18 protein-coding genes are annotated in these 16,678 nt (G+C 69.5%); 9 read left to right on the forward strand and 9 right to left on the reverse strand.

Annotation, left to right across the window (positions count from 1 at the left end):
* Window positions 1–25: 25 nt before the first annotated feature.
* Entirely contained in the window at window positions 26–316 is a 291-nt protein-coding gene (locus AC1MBE_RS03335; protein WP_479780891.1) for a hypothetical protein, read from the forward strand.
* Between the two features lie 221 nt (window positions 317–537).
* Here AC1MBE_RS03335 and AC1MBE_RS03340 read toward each other — a convergent pair whose 3' ends face one another.
* Window positions 538–810: a DNA gyrase subunit A gene (locus AC1MBE_RS03340; RefSeq protein ID WP_479780893.1), complete on the reverse strand. Its 273-nt coding sequence runs from the start codon at window positions 808–810 to the stop codon at window positions 538–540.
* A 372-nt stretch (window positions 811–1,182) separates the two neighbouring features.
* Between AC1MBE_RS03340 and AC1MBE_RS03345 the strand changes: the two genes are divergently transcribed.
* Both AC1MBE_RS03345 and AC1MBE_RS03350 read left to right on the forward strand, forming a co-directional pair.
* The gene (locus AC1MBE_RS03345; RefSeq protein WP_175322930.1) at window positions 1,183–2,286 is read left to right on the forward strand and encodes an LLM class flavin-dependent oxidoreductase; all 1,104 of its coding nucleotides are present in this window, start codon (window positions 1,183–1,185) and stop codon (window positions 2,284–2,286) included.
* Window positions 2,286–2,798, forward strand: coding sequence for a MarR family winged helix-turn-helix transcriptional regulator (locus AC1MBE_RS03350; protein WP_479780895.1), 513 nt, complete (start codon window positions 2,286–2,288; stop codon window positions 2,796–2,798). The genes AC1MBE_RS03345 and AC1MBE_RS03350 overlap by 1 nt, the downstream gene beginning before the upstream one ends.
* A 30-nt stretch (window positions 2,799–2,828) precedes the next feature.
* Here AC1MBE_RS03350 and AC1MBE_RS03355 read toward each other — a convergent pair whose 3' ends face one another.
* Both AC1MBE_RS03355 and AC1MBE_RS03360 read right to left on the reverse strand, forming a co-directional pair.
* Window positions 2,829–3,635 (reverse strand): transglutaminase-like domain-containing protein, encoded by an 807-nt coding sequence (locus tag AC1MBE_RS03355; RefSeq protein ID WP_479780896.1) that lies wholly within the window; start codon window positions 3,633–3,635, stop codon window positions 2,829–2,831.
* 85 nt (window positions 3,636–3,720) lie between these two features.
* A complete protein-coding gene (locus AC1MBE_RS03360; protein WP_479780898.1) occupies window positions 3,721–4,545 on the reverse strand; it encodes a hypothetical protein in 825 nt (274 codons plus the stop codon).
* Between the two features lie 128 nt (window positions 4,546–4,673).
* Between AC1MBE_RS03360 and AC1MBE_RS03365 the strand changes: the two genes are divergently transcribed.
* Complete coding sequence (locus tag AC1MBE_RS03365; RefSeq protein ID WP_479780899.1) at window positions 4,674–5,348, forward strand: DUF1684 domain-containing protein; 675 nt, start codon at window positions 4,674–4,676, stop codon at window positions 5,346–5,348.
* Window positions 5,349–5,352: 4 nt separating this feature from the next.
* On the forward strand, window positions 5,353–5,877 hold the full coding sequence (locus tag AC1MBE_RS03370; RefSeq protein ID WP_479780901.1) for a GtrA family protein: 525 nt from the start codon (window positions 5,353–5,355) through the stop codon (window positions 5,875–5,877).
* Between the two features lie 72 nt (window positions 5,878–5,949).
* On the opposite strand, the gene AC1MBE_RS03375 is transcribed toward AC1MBE_RS03370, so the two are convergent.
* From AC1MBE_RS03375 to AC1MBE_RS03400, 6 genes are all read right to left on the reverse strand, one after another.
* On the reverse strand, window positions 5,950–7,104 hold the full coding sequence (locus AC1MBE_RS03375) for a cysteine desulfurase family protein (protein WP_479780903.1): 1,155 nt from the start codon (window positions 7,102–7,104) through the stop codon (window positions 5,950–5,952).
* 8 nt (window positions 7,105–7,112) lie between these two features.
* Window positions 7,113–8,045, reverse strand: a complete 933-nt coding sequence (nadC, locus tag AC1MBE_RS03380; protein WP_479780905.1) for a carboxylating nicotinate-nucleotide diphosphorylase — start codon at window positions 8,043–8,045, stop codon at window positions 7,113–7,115.
* The gene (locus AC1MBE_RS03385; protein WP_479780906.1) at window positions 8,042–9,919 is read right to left on the reverse strand and encodes an L-aspartate oxidase; all 1,878 of its coding nucleotides are present in this window, start codon (window positions 9,917–9,919) and stop codon (window positions 8,042–8,044) included. Before AC1MBE_RS03385 ends, nadC begins: the two co-directional genes overlap by 4 nt.
* Window positions 9,916–11,229 carry a quinolinate synthase NadA gene (gene nadA, locus AC1MBE_RS03390; RefSeq protein WP_479780908.1) on the reverse strand — a complete coding sequence of 438 codons (1,314 nt, stop codon included), beginning with the start codon at window positions 11,227–11,229 and terminating at the stop codon, window positions 9,916–9,918. Before nadA ends, AC1MBE_RS03385 begins: the two co-directional genes overlap by 4 nt.
* Window positions 11,226–11,942, reverse strand: coding sequence for an NUDIX hydrolase (locus AC1MBE_RS03395; RefSeq protein WP_479782446.1), 717 nt, complete (start codon window positions 11,940–11,942; stop codon window positions 11,226–11,228). Before AC1MBE_RS03395 ends, nadA begins: the two co-directional genes overlap by 4 nt.
* Before the next feature lie 168 nt (window positions 11,943–12,110).
* On the reverse strand, window positions 12,111–12,584 hold the full coding sequence (locus tag AC1MBE_RS03400; protein WP_479780910.1) for an Lrp/AsnC family transcriptional regulator: 474 nt from the start codon (window positions 12,582–12,584) through the stop codon (window positions 12,111–12,113).
* A gap of 173 nt (window positions 12,585–12,757) precedes the next feature.
* Between AC1MBE_RS03400 and AC1MBE_RS03405 the strand changes: the two genes are divergently transcribed.
* The 4 genes from AC1MBE_RS03405 (at window position 12,758) to AC1MBE_RS03420 (ending at window position 16,675) form a co-directional block, all read left to right on the forward strand.
* Window positions 12,758–14,134, forward strand: coding sequence for an amino acid permease (locus tag AC1MBE_RS03405; protein ID WP_479780912.1), 1,377 nt, complete (start codon window positions 12,758–12,760; stop codon window positions 14,132–14,134).
* Between the two features lie 133 nt (window positions 14,135–14,267).
* Window positions 14,268–15,317, forward strand: a complete 1,050-nt coding sequence (locus AC1MBE_RS03410; RefSeq protein WP_479780914.1) for a thiamine pyrophosphate-dependent enzyme — start codon at window positions 14,268–14,270, stop codon at window positions 15,315–15,317.
* Window positions 15,310–16,353 carry an alpha-ketoacid dehydrogenase subunit beta gene (locus tag AC1MBE_RS03415; protein WP_479780916.1) on the forward strand — a complete coding sequence of 348 codons (1,044 nt, stop codon included), beginning with the start codon at window positions 15,310–15,312 and terminating at the stop codon, window positions 16,351–16,353. The genes AC1MBE_RS03410 and AC1MBE_RS03415 overlap by 8 nt, the downstream gene beginning before the upstream one ends.
* Entirely contained in the window at window positions 16,346–16,675 is a 330-nt protein-coding gene (locus AC1MBE_RS03420; RefSeq protein WP_307035456.1) for a biotin/lipoyl-containing protein, read from the forward strand. Before AC1MBE_RS03415 ends, AC1MBE_RS03420 begins: the two co-directional genes overlap by 8 nt.
* Window positions 16,676–16,678: the final 3 nt, after the last annotated feature.

Consider the following 16,678-nt stretch of genomic DNA (forward strand, 5'->3'; position numbering starts at 1 on the left):
TGTTTTCGTAGAGAGATCCATATCTATGACCACCGGCAAACTTGGCGTCACGGTGTCAGTCGACCTCGATGCCTCGACTGTTACGATCCGCCCCGTCGGGACGCTGACCAACCGAAACATCGAAGGCCTCTTGGCACTTCGCCGCCGGGCTGAACGCGCCCTCCCCTACTGCGAGATCGTCCTCGACGGCGCGTTCCTCGGGTACGAATCGGCCGACGCCCGCGAAGCTCTGATCAGGTCCGGGCTCCACCGGGAAACCGACCGGCCCCGCCGCGCCGGGCTCGGCCCCCGGCCCGCGCCGAAGCAGGCGGCTTGAGCGGCCTCCGCACAAGCGCCTCCGGCCAGAGCGACCAACTGAAGCGTCATCACGGCCATAGCTCCGTTCCAGCCACCCGCGGATATGGCCGTTCATTGGGGGCGGCCATATCCCGGGCAATACATGACCGTGGACCCGGCGTGTGGGCCACGACAGTGACCAGCCGCTTCTTAACAGCTTGGCGCTGGCCGAACCAGCAATCGGCAGAGAACACGAAGTCCTCAGCGGCCATCCGGCAACTTTGATCGGAGTTCTTCTGCCTCGGAAGCAAGGGCCTGACGCTGGTCCCGCGTGAGTCTTCTAAGCTGCAGGTCCAGGACTACCCGGCTGCCGAATTTGTCCACACCTAACAGCTGACCAACCCGACGGAGTGCTTCGTCAGTGTCCTCTGAATCCTCAATTACCTGAAAGACCTCGTCACGCCGATCTATCGCCCGCACAAGGGCATCGACGACCATCAACTGGTCTCTGATCCGCCGCTCATCCTCATCCATGCGGCGATTCTTGCACCACGGAGGTCATTCGGCATTGCGTCCGGCTGCCGTTTCCTGAACAGACAATCTTCGTAGCTACCGGCTCGCCGAGTGCCCTCACCGGGAACCGCCCCGGGCCGCCCCGGGCCGCCCCCGCTCGATTCCCGTAAGACCCGCCCGCGAAACTGCCCGGTGAGGGTGCCCTGTACGGGCGCCTGCCGGGACCCAACCCATGCGGCACCCGGGCCCGGTGACGGCCGGGGACAGCACGGGCCGGAGGGCGAGGAATAATCCGAAGAGGACGGCGTTGTAGAGGGTGATACATGCAAATGCATGTAAATCGGGTATAGTAAAAGCAGCAACCGGAAGTCTCCGGCCCCGGAAAGGAACACCATGCAGATCGGCGTCTTTAGCGTCAGCGACATCACTACCGACCCCACCACGGGCCGCACCCCCACGGAACACGAGCGCATCAAGGCCTCGGTTGCCATCGCCAAGAAGGTCGAAGAAATCGGCATGGACGTCTACGCCATCGGTGAGCACCACAACCGCCCGTTCTTCTCCTCCTCCCCCACCACCACGCTGGCGTACATCGCGGCGCAGACGGAGCGGATCATCCTCTCCACCGCCACTACGCTGATCACCACCAATGACCCGGTGAAGATCGCCGAAGACTTCGCGATGCTCCAGCACCTCGCCGACGGCCGGGTGGACCTGGTCCTGGGCCGCGGCAACACCGCCCCCGTCTACCCCTGGTTCGGCAAGAACATCCAGGACGGGATCGAGCTCGCGATCGAGAACTACTCCCTGCTGCGCCGGCTCTGGGACGAGGACACGGTCAACTGGTCCGGCAAGCACCGCACCCCACTGCAGAATTTCACTTCCACGCCGCGCCCGCTCGACGGCGTCGCCCCCTTCGTCTGGCACGGCTCCATCCGCACCCCGCAGATCGCCGAAGTGGCCGCGTACTACGGCGACGGTTTCTTCGCCAACAACATCTTCTGGCCCAAGGAGCACTACCAGCAGCTGATCGGCCTCTACCGTGAACGCTACGAGCACTACGGCCACGGCAAGGCGGACCAGGCGATCGTGGGCCTGGGCGGCCAGTTCTTCATGCGGAAGAACTCGCAGGACGCCGTGAAGGAGTTCCGCCCCTACTTCGACAACGCCCCGGTCTACGGCCACGGCCCATCGCTGGAGGACTTCACCTCGCAGACCCCGCTGACGGTCGGCAGCCCGCAGGAGGTCATCGAGAAGACCCTCACATTCCGCGAGTACTTCGGCGACTACCAGCGGCAGCTGTTCCTGATCGACCACGCCGGCCTGCCGCTGAAGACCGTGCTGGAGCAGCTGGACCTGTTCGGCGAGGAAGTACTGCCGGTGCTCCGCAAGGAATACGCCGAGAAGACTCCGGCCCACGTTCCGGAACCGCCGACGCACGCCGGCCGTGTGGCTGCGTCGCTGGCGGCCCGCGAGGCCGCCCCGCAGGACGCCTGATGCCCGCCGAAGCGGCGCCGGCGGAAGCTGGCCGGGCGGGCGCACCGGCAGGCCCGGGCACCAGCCCGGCGTCGCCGGTGCGGCTCGCGGCGCAGACTTGGGAGTCCCTGTTCCGGGCCCAGGTCGCCGTGATGCGCCGGCTGCAGGCCGGACCGGCGTTTAAGTCGCTGGCCCTGAACGAGTACGACGTGCTGTTCACCCTCTCCCGCTGCCCCACCGGCTGGCTGCGCCAGAACGAGCTCAACGACCACGTGCTGCTGAGCCAGTCGAGCCTGAGCCGGTTGGTGGAGCGGCTGGAAAAGCGGGGCCTCGTGGAGCGGCAACCCGCGCCCGACGACGGCCGCGGCGTGCTCGTCCGTCTCACCCAGGCCGGACGGGAACTGCAGAAGACCATCGGACGGGAGCACGTCCGCGACATCGTGGATCTGGTGGGCCCGGCACTGACCGCCGAGGAACAGCGTGAGCTGCTGCGCCTGACGGACAAGCTGCGCGCCTCGGTCCTGGGCCGCTAGCTGTGCTGCTCCGCCGCGGGCCCGGGGGCCTTAGCGGATGGCGACCAGCGCCGCCGGGTCCTCGACCGGCAGGTCGCCGGTGACAGTGGCAGTGACCTTGAGTTCACGGAGCGAGAGGCTGCCACCCACGGTGGACAGGAACGCGGTGTCCGAGGAGTCCCGGCCGGCGGTAATCCGGAGCATGCTCTCCCGGGGCGCCAGGCCGGTCGGATCGATTACGTGCCAGGCCCCGTCCACGTGTGCTTCGGCCACGGCGTGGAAGTCCATCGGGCTCAACCCGGGCGCGTACACGGCCGCCAGCCGCGCCGGGACGTTCTTGGACCGCAGCAGCGAGATGGCCAGGTGGGCGAAGTCCCGGCAGACGCCGCGCCGGTGCAGCAGTGTTTCGACGGCGCCGTCGGTACCGCGCGATGAGCCGCTGACGTAGCGCAGTTCGCTGAAGACCCAGTTCCGCACGGCGTGCAGGAGTTCCCCGCCGTCCAGGCCGCCGAACTCCGCGTACGCCGTCGGGAGCAGCCGGTCCGACTCGGCGTAGCGGCTGGGCCGCACGTAGCGGATGAGCTCCATCAGCCTGGGTTCTTCCGGCGCGGCGAAACCGGTGACGGTGGCCCCGTACTCCACCAGCACTTCGGTGGGCTCGGCGAACTCCATGTAGTGGAAGCGCCCGCCATGGTGGTCCGAGAGCTCGGTCAGGGGCACGTCCTCGCCGCCGGCCGTCACGGACAGCGACTCCTCGAATCCGCTGTAGCCGGGGTTGCGGGCAACAGCCACCGCCATCGCGACCTTGGTATCGGCCACGGTCTTGAAGGCCAGGCGTGCGGACACGATGCGTTCCATGAATCTCCGGAGGGTGCGAGCGAAGCCGCTGGATTGTCAGCGGGATGGCGGTCGCCCCGGGCCGTTGTGGACGGGCGGGGCGGGACTAGTTTTTGATCTTCAGCGACATTAGCATCCGCTGGACATTGGCGAATTCCGAGCCCTCGTTGACGTATTTGTCCGCCTGGCCCAGCGTGTCAAAGGACTTGGCCGGGGCGACTTTCTGGTCCGGAGCAAACGCCTTGAACTCATCCAGATCGCCGAAGGAGTAGTCGCCCTTGCCCTCGGGGCCGCGGACGATGTTCCGCAGTGTGCAGGATTTCCCGCCCGCACCGCCCACCACGTTGGTGATGCCGTAGGAGCCGAAGTATTTGTAGCCCTGGATCACGCGGAAGACCACGTGCGGGTCGATGGTTCCCTCCCCGCCGCGGTGCGGCAGTTCCACCGGAACGCTGCTGACCACAACATACGGTTTCGCGGCGGCGGCCTTGCAGGAGGCGGCGGCCTGCGGCCGGAGCCCGGTCTGCAGCGTGGCCAGGTACCGCCCCTCCGCGTCCTTGACCTCGATCCTCAGTGCCCCCGGCAAGGTGTCCTTCGCCGGAGCGACCGACTGCGCGATCCACTCCTGCGGCAGATCGAAACTCACAGTCTTCCCGGGATCGTAGAACGTCTTCCAGGCCGCCGCCGTCGCACCCGCCGTCGCGCCGGCAGATGGAGAGTGGCCGGCAGAGGCCGTCCCCGAGGCCGAGCCGCCGGATGCCGTCGTCGACGTGGCACCAGCGGAGGGGGCCGACGTCGTGCTACCGCCCGGAGGTGCAGCGGTCCAGGCAGGCGCGCCCTTGCCTTCGCTGCTGCAGCCGGCGAGCGCCGCCGCGGTGAGCGCCAGCGCAGCAGCCATCCGGAGTCTGCGGGGAAGTGCCGTGCCAGTCATGGTGCCAGCGTAACCGCGGGCCGACGCTGTCCGGGGCTTTCGGAACAGCGTTTCGCCGAAGCGGCAGCGGCACTCCGGCGGCACGGTGCACCGCAGGTCCGGGAGCGAAACAAGGCTAGGCTGGGGGGATGGCGGAACAGCACTTTGATGCAGCGGAATCTGGCGGCCCGGACGGCGTGGCGCGGATGTCCGCCGTCGACATCGCAGACTGGCGGCTCCGGACCTTCGCGCTCTACGCCACCGTGCGGAAGATCGCCGCGGACAGCCCGGCCGAAGCGCACTCCTATTGGCGGCAGGAGCGGGACCGGATGTTCGGCACGCACCCCGCCTCACCCCTGACGGACGACGCCAAGGCAAGTTTCGGCGGCCTGAAGACCGCGGACTACGACCCGATCTACCGCTTCCACGTGCCCATCACGAAGGAGGGCGCCGGACGGGAGATGAACGTCGAAACCGGCACCGACGGCGTCGTCCGCTTTGTCCGGCTGGGCACTTTCGACCTGCCGGAGATGGGCCAGTTGGCGGTCTGGAAGCTCAACGGCTACGGCGGCGGCATCTTTGTGCCGTTCCGGGACGCCACCGCGGGCCAGCCCGGCGGCAGCTACGGCGCGGGCCGCTACCTGCTGGACACCATCAAGGGTGCCTTCCACGGCGTCACCGGTTCCGGGCCCGGTGCCGAGTTCGTGCTGGACTTCAACTTCGCCTACAACCCCTCCTGCGCCTACAACGAGGCGTGGGCATGCCCCCTGGCCGGTCCCTCGAACCGGCTCGCGGTGGACATCCCGGTCGGCGAGCTGTACTAGCCGGATGGATTCGCAGCTACAACAGGCGCAGTCCGCCCGGCCCGTCCCGCCGGACACCGCGGCAGCCGCCCGCTCCGCTTCGTCCCCGTCGGCTTCGACCCGCCGCCACTACCGGGGCGTGCTCCGATACCCGGCGGCCCGGCAACTCCTGCGCTTCACCGGCGTCGGGGTGGTTTGCACCCTGACCTCACTGGCGCTCTACGCCTTCCTGCGGCCGTGGATCGGACCCCAGCCGGCCAACGCGGCCGCGCTGATCATCACCTCGCTGATGAACACCGCGCTGAACCGGCGGTTGACGTTCAAAATCACCGAGCGGCACCGGATGAAGCGCGACCACCTCAACGGCCTGATCGTCATCCTCGTCGCGCTGCTCATCACCGGCGGCAGCCTCGGCATCCTGCACTGGATCAACCCGGACGCGACCGTGGCCGATGAACTCTGGACCACCACCCTGTCCGGATTCCTGGCCACGGCCGTAAGGTTCACGATGCTCCGGCACTGGATCTTCCGCCGCGCCCGGCACCGCTAGCGCAGTTGCTCTCTCACTTTGGGTCGTTCCGGAGCGTCCGGAGCAACCATAAGTGAGAGAGCAACGCGGCGTTCAGGCACCGAGGCTGCGGACGGTGCCGACGGCGGTGCGCACCGCGGCTGCCGCTTCCTGCAGCTGCGCCGCAGTGACGGACGAATCGAAGCTGAAGCGGACGGCGGTCTGGGCCACCTCGGCGCTGATCCCCATCGCCAGCAGCACGGGCGAGGGCTCGTCGGAGCCCGCGGCACACGCCGAACCGCTGGAGCAGATGACGCCCTGCCGCTCGAGCTCCAGCAGCACGGACTCGCCGCTGGTTCCCGGGAAGCAGAACGACGCCACCGAGGGCAGCCGCTCGACCGGATGGCCGGTCAGGACGGCTCCCGGCACCGCGGCCAGGACCGCGCCGATGAAGTCATCCCGCAGGGCGGCGACCCGCTCGGCGGATTCCGGCTGCGACGGCCCGGCAAGACTCAGCGCCGTTGCGAGGGCCACCGCCCCGGCAACGTTCTCGGTACCCGAGCGGCGGCCGCGTTCCTGGCCGCCGCCGTGGAGCAGCGGCTCCAGTCTGGTCCGGCTGCGCACGAACAGTGCCCCGCAACCTTTCGGAGCGCCCAGCTTGTGGCCGGAAATGCTCAGGGCATCCGCGCCCAGGCCACGTGTGTTCAGGGGCAGCCAGCCCGCGGCCTGCACGGCATCACTGTGCAGCGGGACGCCGTGCGCGCGGGCCAGGACGGCCAGCCGTGCCACCGGCTGGACAGTGCCCACCTCGTTGTTGGCGTACATGACGCTGGCCAGCGCGGTCTCCGGCCGGAGCACAGCCGCGAACGTCTCCTCGGTCACCTGCCCGTAGCGGTCCACCGGGATCACGTCGACCGCGAAGCCGTGGACACGTTCGAGGTACCTGGCGGATTCCTCCACCGCGGGATGTTCGACGGCGCTGATCGCCACCCGGTCCAGGCGCCGGTCCGCGGCGCGCCGGGCCAAGGCGATGCCCTTGACGGCGAGATTGTCCGCTTCCGTGCCGCCGGAAGTGAACACGACCTCAGCCGGCCGGCAGCCCAGGGCCTTCGCCGTGGTCTCCCTGGCCCCGGCGAGCGCCGCGGCGGCGGCTTCCCCGAGTGAATGATGGCTTGAAGGGTTACCAAAGTCTCCGCTGAGGTACGGCCACATGGCCTCAAGCACCTCGCGGCGGACCGGCGTGGTGGCGGCGGCGTCCAGGAAGATCACGGCAACCCTCAGCCCGCCGGTTCTAGTTCGAAGTCGAGCTCGACGTCGAGGCCCAGGTCCAGGGCGGTGACGCTGTGGGTGAGCCCCCCAATCGAGATGACATCCACCCCGGTGGCGGCGATCCCGGCCACGGTGGCGAGGCTGACGTTGCCGCTGGCCTCGACGCGGGCCCGCCCGGCGATGAGGTCGACCCCGTCGGCGAGTTCGATCAGCGAGAAGTTGTCCAGCATGATGGTGTCCACGCCCGCGGCCAGCACGGGTTCGATCTGCTCCATGCTGTCCACCTCCACCTCGAAATGCGTGGTGTGCCCCAGCCGCGCCTTGGCGTCGCGCAGCACCGCGGTGAGCTTCGCCGGGTCCCCGCCGGTCAGGACGGCCAGGTGGTTGTCCTTGGCCAGGACCGCGTCGGAGAGGCTGAAGCGGTGGTTCGCTCCCCCGCCGCAGCGCACCGCGTAGCGCTCCAGCACCCGCAGCCCCGGCGTCGTCTTCCGGGTGTCCGTGATCCGCGCCCGCGTGCCGGCCACCAGCGCAACGAATTCCGCAGTCCGGGTGGCGATCGCGCTCATCCGCTGCACCAGGTTCAGCGCCACCCGTTCGGCCAGCAGCACCCCGCGGGCGTTGCCGGTCACCCGGGCCAGTGCGGTGCCGGCGTCGAAGGCCTCACCGTCCGCCACAAGCAGTTCGACGACGGCGGCCGGGTCCGCCAGCTTCATCGCCGCGGCGAACACCTCCCCGCCGCTGAACACGCCGGGCACCCGGGCCGCGAGCACGGCGGTGGCGCGGGCGTCGGCGGGGATGAGGGTCTGCGAGGTGATGTCGCCGTACGGGGAGTCCTCCTGCAGGGCGGCACGCAGCACGGCGTCGACGGCGGCCGCGGGGAGGGTGCCGTCGAGGGCGGCCTCGGGGACGAAGGCGGGGCGGGCGGCGGCGGGTGCTGTCATGACGGGATCCTTTGTTTCGGACGGGATACGGCGGCGTACCTGTGGGCGTGCGGGCCGGCCGACAGGGTGGACCGGGCCGGGGCTGCGAGCACCGCGGGCGGGCCTGGGGCAACGGCGTCAGCGGCTGCGTCGGCAGCGTCGGCGCGGAAGTGGGCGCCCACCGAACCGGTCCTGGCCCGGGCGGCCTCCACCAGCAACCGGGCGGCCAGCAACAAGTTCCGGTCCTCGTAGTCGGACTGATCCAGGCCCGCGTCCGCCACACTCTCGGGCCGGATAACGCTGGCCCACGCAGCCAGTTGGGCAGCGGCAGCATCGAGGTCAGCCCCCGAGCGCAACACGCCGGCAGCCCCAGTCATCAACCGCCCCAGAGCCTCCCGAGAAAACAACCCGGGACCAGGCCCTGTCTTCACAACACCTTCGGGCAAACCGGCCTGGTGATGTTCCCAGGTGGCACCCAGGGCTGGCTGCCCACCGTCGTTCGACGGTGTTCCGGAAGCGTGCGTCAAGGCGAGGCCGCCAGCGGCCGAGACAGCACGCGGAGGAACGGCGTCGGACGACGCCCAAGCTGACGCCCAGCCCGGATCGTCTCCCAAGAACGATTCAACGGCCCGTCGCCCGAACACCAGCCCTTCGAGCAGCGAATTGCTGGCCAGCCGGTTGGCGCCCTGCGCGCGGGTGCACGCGGTCTCGCCCGCCGCGTACAGCCCCGGTACTGAGGTGCGTCCGCACAGGTCCGTCGCGACCCCGCCCATCCAGTAATGCGCGGCCGGGGACACGGGCAGCGGCTCCGCGGTCCAGTCGTAGCCGGCGGCGCGGGTGGCCGCGGTGATGGAGGGGAACCGCCGGGCCAGGAAGCCCGTCCCGCGGCTGGCTTCAATGCCCCGGGCGTCCAGGTATACCGGGCTGTCCGCCGGCAGCCCGGTGGCCGCCAGGTGCAGTGCGATGCTGCGGGAGACGACGTCGCGCGGGGCCAGTTCGGCGTCGGTGTGGAAGTCGGGCATAAAGCGGTGGCCGGCGGCGTCGAGCAGGAGCGCACCCTCGCCGCGCACCGCCTCGGAGATCAGCAGCGCGGGCGGCCCGCCGGGCACCTCGGCCCCGGCCAGTGTGGTCGGGTGGAACTGGAAGAACTCCAGGTCGCGGACCGCGGCACCCGCGCGCCAGGCCAGGGCGAGGCCGTCGGCGGTGGCCACCGAGGGGTTGCTGGTGCGGGCGAACAACCGCCCGGCGCCGCCGGTGGCGAGCAGCACGGCGTCGGCGTCGAGCCGTTTCCGCTCCCCGCCGGCCAGGTAGGCGACGCCTGTGACGGCTCCCGCAGCGGCCCCGGCCGCCGGTTCACCGCCGCCGGTCAGCAGTTCGGTGACGAAGGCACCGGTCTCCACCCGGAGCCGGCCCTGGAGGGCGCGGTCGAGCACAGCGGCCACGAGCGCGCGCGCGATGCAGGCCCCGGTCGCATCGCCGCCGGCGTGCAGGATACGGGCAGCCGAATGCGCGGCTTCGAGTCCCAGGGCCGGGCCGCCGTCGGCGCGGACATCGAAGTCCACGCCGAAGCGGCGCAGTCCGGCGATGTCCAGGACGGCTTCCGTGCACAGGATCCGGACGGCGTCGGGATCATTCAGCCCGGCCCCGGCGGCGAGGGTATCGGCAATGTGCGCCGCCACGGAGTCGCCGGCGGCAGCCTCCCCCGGCGCGAGCACGGCGGAGATGCCGCCCTGGGCGTAGAAGGTGTTGCTCTCCTCGAGCGCGCCCTTGGTCAGGAGCACCACCTCGGCGGCCGGCGCAGCGGTGGAGCCTGCGGTGGAGCCGGGATCGGAGGCGAGCAACGCCGCGTACAGCCCGGCGATCCCGCTGCCGACAACGACGAGCCGCCTGGTCACGGCCGCGCCGCCAGCATGCGTTCCAGGGCCACACGGGCGGGGCCGGCGACGTCGTCCGCCACCGAGATGCGGTTAACGACCTCGCCGCGGACCAGGGATTCCAGCACCCACGCCAGGTAGCCGGGGTGGATGCGGTACATCGTGGAGCAGGGGCAGATCACCGGGTCCAGGCAGAAGATGGTGTGCTGCGGGTTCTCCGCGGCCAGCCGGTTGACCAGGTTAATCTCGGTGCCGACGGCGAAGACGGTGGGCTCGGTGGCGGCGGCAATGGCCTTGCGGATGAAGTCGGTGGAGCCGGCGGCGTCCGCGGCGTCGACCACGTCCATGGGGCATTCCGGGTGCACAATGACCTGCACGCCCGGGAACTCGGCGCGGGCCTTCTCGATCTGGGCCACGTTGAAGCGCTTGTGGACCGAGCAGAAACCGTGCCACAGGATCACGCGGGAGTCCTGCAGGGCCTGCTCGTCGTTGCCGCCGAGGTCTTTGCGCGGATTCCACATCGGCATCTGCTCCAGCGGCACGCCCATGGCTTTGGCGGTGTTGCGGCCCAGGTGCTGGTCCGGGAAGAACAGCACACGCTGGCCGCGCTCGAACGCCCATTCCAGTACAGTGGCGGCATTCGAGGAGGTGCAGACAATGCCGCCGTGCTCGCCGCAGAAGCCCTTGAGCGCCGCCGAGGAGTTCATGTAGGTGACGGGGATGACGGGCACCCGGCCGTCGGCGTCCGGTTCGGTGCCGAACAGCTCCTCCAACTGTTCCCAGCACTCCGTCACCGAGTCGATGTCCGCCATGTCCGCCATCGAGCAGCCAGCCGCCAGGTTGGGCAGGATCACGGCCTGCTCCGGCCGGGACAGGATGTCCGCTGTTTCGGCCATGAAGTGCACACCGCAGAAGATGATCGCCTCGGCGTCCGGCCGGGTCAGGGCCGCGTTGGCGAGCTGGAAGGAGTCGCCCACAAAGTCGGCGTACTCGACCACCTCGTCGCGCTGGTAGAAGTGGCCCAGGATAACGGCCCGGTCCCCCAGCGCCGCCTTGGCTGCGCGGATCCGGGAGTCCAGTTCGGCGTCGCCGGCCAGCCGGTACTCCTCCGGCAGCTGGCCCTGCCGCGGAGTGGACCGCGGGGCGACGTCGGCGGCGGACGCGCCGGGGCCGTAGGCCGGCATGCCGGTGCGGGCCTCGGCGATGTCGAAGTCCCAGGGGCCGCGGGCCAGGGCCGGGCTGCAGGTGGACCCCGCTGCCGCAGGGCCGGCGGCGCTACCGGCGGCCTGTTCGCGCGTGATCAGCTGGATCGCCGTGTTGACGCTGCTCATGGTGTGCTCCTGTTGTCTGGATCGAGGCCGGGGCGGCCGGTAAAGCGGTAGAGGCGGGGCGGGCGGTGCTTGCCGCCCTGCAGGTATTCGTCGGTTTCTTCGATTTCCGGGGTCGCCTTGATCTGGCGGCGGAAGTTGGCCGGGTCCAGTTCGCGGTCCAGGACTGCCTCGTAGACCTCCCGGACCTGGGCGAGAGTGAAGTACTCGCCGAGCAGGTGGTAGGCGATCGAGCCGTAGGCCATCTTGTTCCGCAACCGCCAGAGCGCGTAGTCGATGATCGTGTTGTGGTCGAACGCCAGCTCGCCCAGCCGGTCGGCCCGGAACCAGCGGACGTTTTCGGATTCGTCCGCGAGCGCGGCCTCGGTGGGCTGGACCAACGCCCAGTACACGATCGAGACCACCCGCTGGGTGGGCGAACGGTGCAGGCCGCCGAAGGCGTAAAGCTGCTCGAGGTAGCTCGGCGCCAGGCCGGTGGTCTCCCGCAGGTTCCGGGAAGCGGCATCCTGCAGCGACTCGTTGTGCGTCAGCGGACCGCCGGGCAGGGCCCAGAGGCCCTTGAAGGGCTCCCGGATCCGGCGCACCAGCGGGATCCAGAGCGTGGGCCGGCCGGAGCGTTCGCTCGGCCGCAGGGCGAAGATCACCGTGGAAATCGCCAGCGACGGCGGCGCGAGCTGCCGCTCCGAGACGTTGGCTGGAGAGGTGTAGACGGTGATCGACCCCCGCTATTCTTCGGCCGGGGCGGTCCTGTGGGGACTGCCCGGACGGTCCGGCCCGACCGCCGGAGTAGTTATAGTCAAGTTGACTAGAACTAATTCTACGGCGGCCGCCCTCCGGCGCAAAATGTTGCTTCGCCCGGCTTGGCGGAGCGGGCTGGCTCCGGCCTACTGGCCCCGAGCGGCGGCTTCCAGCAGGGGCAGGGTCCGGCCCTCGAAGTGGGTATTGAGCACAATCACCGAGGAGGAGCGCAACACGGTCCGGGTGGCGATCATCGCATCCAGTACCCGCTGCAGGTCGGAGTTGGAGCGGGCGGCAATCCGGGCCATCAGGTCCGAACTGCCGGAGACGGTGTGGATTTCGATCAGTTCGGGGATGCGCGCCAGGGCCTCCACGACGGCGTCGTGTCCGAGGTCCTGGTTGATGGTCAGCGAGCAGAACGCGACCACCGGATAGCCGAAGCGGGCCGGGTCCGGCTGCGGCACCCAGGAGCCGATGATCCCGCTGTCCTGCATCCGGTCCAGCCGCGACTGGACGGTGGCGCGGGCGACCCTCAGCACCCGGGACGCCTCCAGCACGGAAGCCCGGGGAGAGTCCGTGAAGAATCGGACAATTTTGGCATCCAGCGAGTCCACGTTCACGTCAGTTTCCTTACCTGGAGGGATTTCACAGCACAAATCGTCAGAATCGGGGCTTGTCCTTCAACAAACTGCAATCATGCTCTCACGCCGGGCGCACCAAGGGACTCCTCGGGGACGGTAAATTCGAATGGTCCCAAAAGGACGCCCCCACCACCGTAAGAAGGTTCGCCAGCATGACAACGAAGTCCACCGCGGAGCGCCCGGCCCTGAAACTCGGCCACAGCATGCTGCCCCGCCAGCTCACCATGATGGGACTCGGCAGCGCCATCGGCGCCGGCCTGTTCCTCGGATCCGGGGCCGGAATCCAGGCCGCCGGCCCGGCCGTCCTGATCTCCTACCTGGTCGCGGGCACCCTGATCATCATCGTCATGTGGGCCCTCGGCGAGATGGCCGCGGCCAACCCGAACAGCGGCGCGTTCTCCGTGTACGCCGAAAAGGCCATGGGGAAGACCGCCGGCGCCACCGTGGGCTGGCTCTGGTGGCTGCAGCTCGTCGTCGTTATCGCCGCGGAGGCGCTCGGTGCGGCCGGGCTGCTCTTCACGGTCTGGCCGGTTGTCCCGGTCTGGGGGCTCGCGCTGATCTTTATGGCGGTCTTCACGGCCATCAACCTCGCCGGGGTCAAGAACTTCGGCGAGTTCGAGTTCTGGTTCGCGATCCTCAAAGTCGCCGCCATCCTGCTGTTCCTGGCCATCGGTGCCGCGCTGCTGTTCGGCTGGCTGCCGGACGTGCCCAGCCCGGGACTGAGCAACATCACGTCCAACTTTGCCCCGGCCGGCCTGGGCGGCATCGCCACGGCACTTTTTGTGGTGATCTTCGCCTTCGGCGGCACCGAAATCGTCAGCGTCGCCGCGGCCGAGACGGAGAACCCCGAGCGCAGCGTCGGCCACGCGATCCGCACCGTGGTCTGGCGCATCCTGGTCTTCTACATCGGCTCCGTCTTCGTGATCGCCGCCGTGCTGCCGTCGACGTCGGCGGCGCTCAAGTCGCCATTCGCGGGCGTCCTGGACCTGGCCCGCATCCCCGGCGCCGGCGCGGCGATCACCCTGGTCGCCGTCGTCGCCCTGCTCTCGGCCCTCAACGCGAACCTGTACGGCGCGTCCCGGATGGCCTATTCGCTCTCCGAGCGCGGCGAAGCCCCGCGCGTCCTGTCGCGACTCAACCACGCCCGGGTTCCGGTCATCGCGGTCAGCATCTCGGTGGCGTTCGGCTTCCTGGCCGCCGTGCTTGAACTGCTGTTCCCGGAACAGATCCTGCCGGCACTGTTCCAGCTGGTGGGCTCCACCTGCCTCGTGGTGTGGGGCTCGGCCCTGGTGTCCCAGCTGATCCTGCGACGCCGCGCGGACCGTGCGGGCACCGCGCTGCCGCTGCGGATGAAGGGCTTCCCGGGGATCACCATCTTCGGGCTGGTGCTCCTGGCCCTGATTTTCGCCGTCGGCTTCAGCAGCCCGGACAGCAGCCGGCAGCTCTTCAGCACGATGGCGCTGATCGCCGGCATCGCCGCGGCGTCCTGGATCGGCGCCCGGCTCAGCCGCCACCGCGCCGCCGAGTAGGCGGGTCGCCGGGACCGCCGGGGCTGTACAAACTGCTAAGCACAACGAGGCCGACGCCGGCAGCTTTTGGCAGACTGGTCAGCGTTTCCTGAACTGATTGCCCAGCGCCGGCCGCGTGACTAGGGTCACAGGCATGGACACACTCCCCCTCGCGGTACCCGGTGACGACGCCGGGCCGCTCACTCCCGCCCAGCTCCGCGAGCTGTACTCGCTGATGGTCGCCGTCCGGCACCTCGACACCGCCGCGATCGCCTGGCAGCGGCAAGGCATCATCCCCGGCTACGCGCCCGAATCCGGACAGGAGGCCGCCCAGGTGGGAAGCGGCTACGCCGTGGACACCACCCGCGACTTCGTCTTCCCCACCTACCGCGAGATGGGCGTCGCCCGGACCATGGGCGTGGACATGGTCGGCTACATGTCCACCCACAAGGCCACCTGGCACGGCGGGCTGTACAACCCGGCGGAGTCACGCCTCGCCCCGATCCAGGCCGTCGTGGCCGGGTCCGTGCTGCACGCCGTCGGCTGGGCCCACGGCCAGACCCTGGCCGGCGCCCCCGACGGCGGGCTCGGCGTCGCGCTGACGTATTTCGGCGACGGTGCCTCCTCGCAGGGCGACGTGCATGAGGCGATGAACTTCGCCGCGGTGATGAAGGCCCCGGTGGTCTTTTTCGTCCAGAACAACGGCTGGGCCATCTCCGTGCCCACCGAACGCCAGGTGGCCGGCGGTTCGGTCGCCGCCCGCGCCGCCGGTTACGGGATGCCGGCGCTGCAGATCGACGGCAACGACGTCGTCGCCGTCGTCGAGGCGACCCGCCGCGCCTTCGCGCACGCCCGCGGCGGCAACGGCCCCGTGCTGATCGAGGCCATGACCTACCGCCGCGGGCCGCACTCGACCTCCGATGACCCGGGCCGCTACCGCTCCCTCGACGAGGAGCGGGACGGCGCCGGTTTGGACCCGCTGGAGCGCCTCAAGCAGCGGCTGCTGGCCGAGGGCATCGCCGACGAAGCCTTCTTCGCCGAGGCCCTCGCAGCCGCCAAGGCCGAGGAGGAACAGATCCGCACCGGCATCCAGGCCCTCGGATCCCGCCCCGGCGCCGAAATGTTTGACCTGGTCTTCCAGGAAACCACCCCTGCCCTGCAGGCCCAGGCCGCCAACTGGCGCGAGGAGTCCGAACATGTCTAACTCGATGCTCGAAGGCGAAACTGCTGTGGCGGTGCCCGCTTCCCCCACCGTGATGTCCATGCAGCAGGCACTCAACCGTGCCCTCGACGAGGTGCTCGCGGACAACCCCAAGGCCGTCATCTTCGGGGAGGACTGCGGCCGGCTGGGCGGCGTCTTCCGGATCACCGACGGGCTGCAGGCCAAGCACGGCGCGCAGCGGGTCTTCGATACCCCACTGGCGGAATCCGGCATCCTCGGCATGTCCGTGGGGCTGGCGATGGCCGGTTTCCACCCCATCCCCGAGGTCCAGTTCGACGGCTTCGCCTATCCGGCCATCAACCAGATCGTCTGCCAGATCGCGCGGATGAACTACCGCAGCCGCGGCACCCTGCCGATGCCGATCACCCTGCGGGTGCCCAGCTTCGGCGGCATCCGCGCGCCCGAACACCACGGGGAGAGCCTCGAGGCGCTCTTCGCCCACGTGCCAGGGCTCAAGGTGGTCTCGCCGTCGAACCCGCACGAGGCCTACCACCTGCTCAAGTACGCCGCCACGCGGCCGGACCCGGTGATCTTTATGGAGCCGAAGTCCCGTTACTGGCAAAAGGGCGAGGTGGACCTGGCCGCGCACGATGCCTCCGGCGGCTCACCGGAGGGCGCCAAGATCATGCGCGAAGGCCGGCACCTCACACTCGTGGCCTGGGGCGCCATGGTGTCCCGCTGCCTCCAGGTGGCCGAACTCGCCGCCGAAGACGGGATCGACATCGAGGTCCTGGACCTGCGCTGGCTCAAGCCGATCGACGCCGCCGCACTGGCCGCGTCGGTGCGCAAGACGCGCCGCGCCGTCGTCGTCCATGAGGCGCCGCTGACCTCCGGGCTGGGCGCCGAGGTGGCGCAGCTGATCACGCAGAGCTGCTTCGACACGCTCAAGGCGCCGGTGGAGCGTGTGACCGGCTTCGACGTCCCGTACCCCTCCGGTGACCTCGAAGATGAATACATCCCGAACATTGACCGGATCCTCTTCGGCATCCAGCGAGTATTGGAGTACAAACGTGGCTGAAATTTCCTTCCCGCTGCCGGACCTCGGCGAGGGCCTGATCGAGGCGACCGTGCTGGAATGGCTTGTTTCGCCAGGCGACCAGGTGGAGCGGAACCAGCCGCTCGTGGAGGTCGAAACCACCAAGTCGGCCGTCGAATTGCCCAGCCCGCAGGCAGGTAAGGTAGTGCGTATCCACGGCGGGCCCGGCGACAAAATCAACGTCGGCGAGCCCCTGATCGTGTTCGAGGTGCCGGACAACACCGCCGGCATCGTGGGCACGGTCCCGACGGAGGAAGCACCGAAGCGCCGGGTCCGCCTGAGCGCCGTACTTGATGAGGACTGACAC

The sequence above is a fragment of the Arthrobacter sp. BG5 genome (assembly GCF_056680155.1).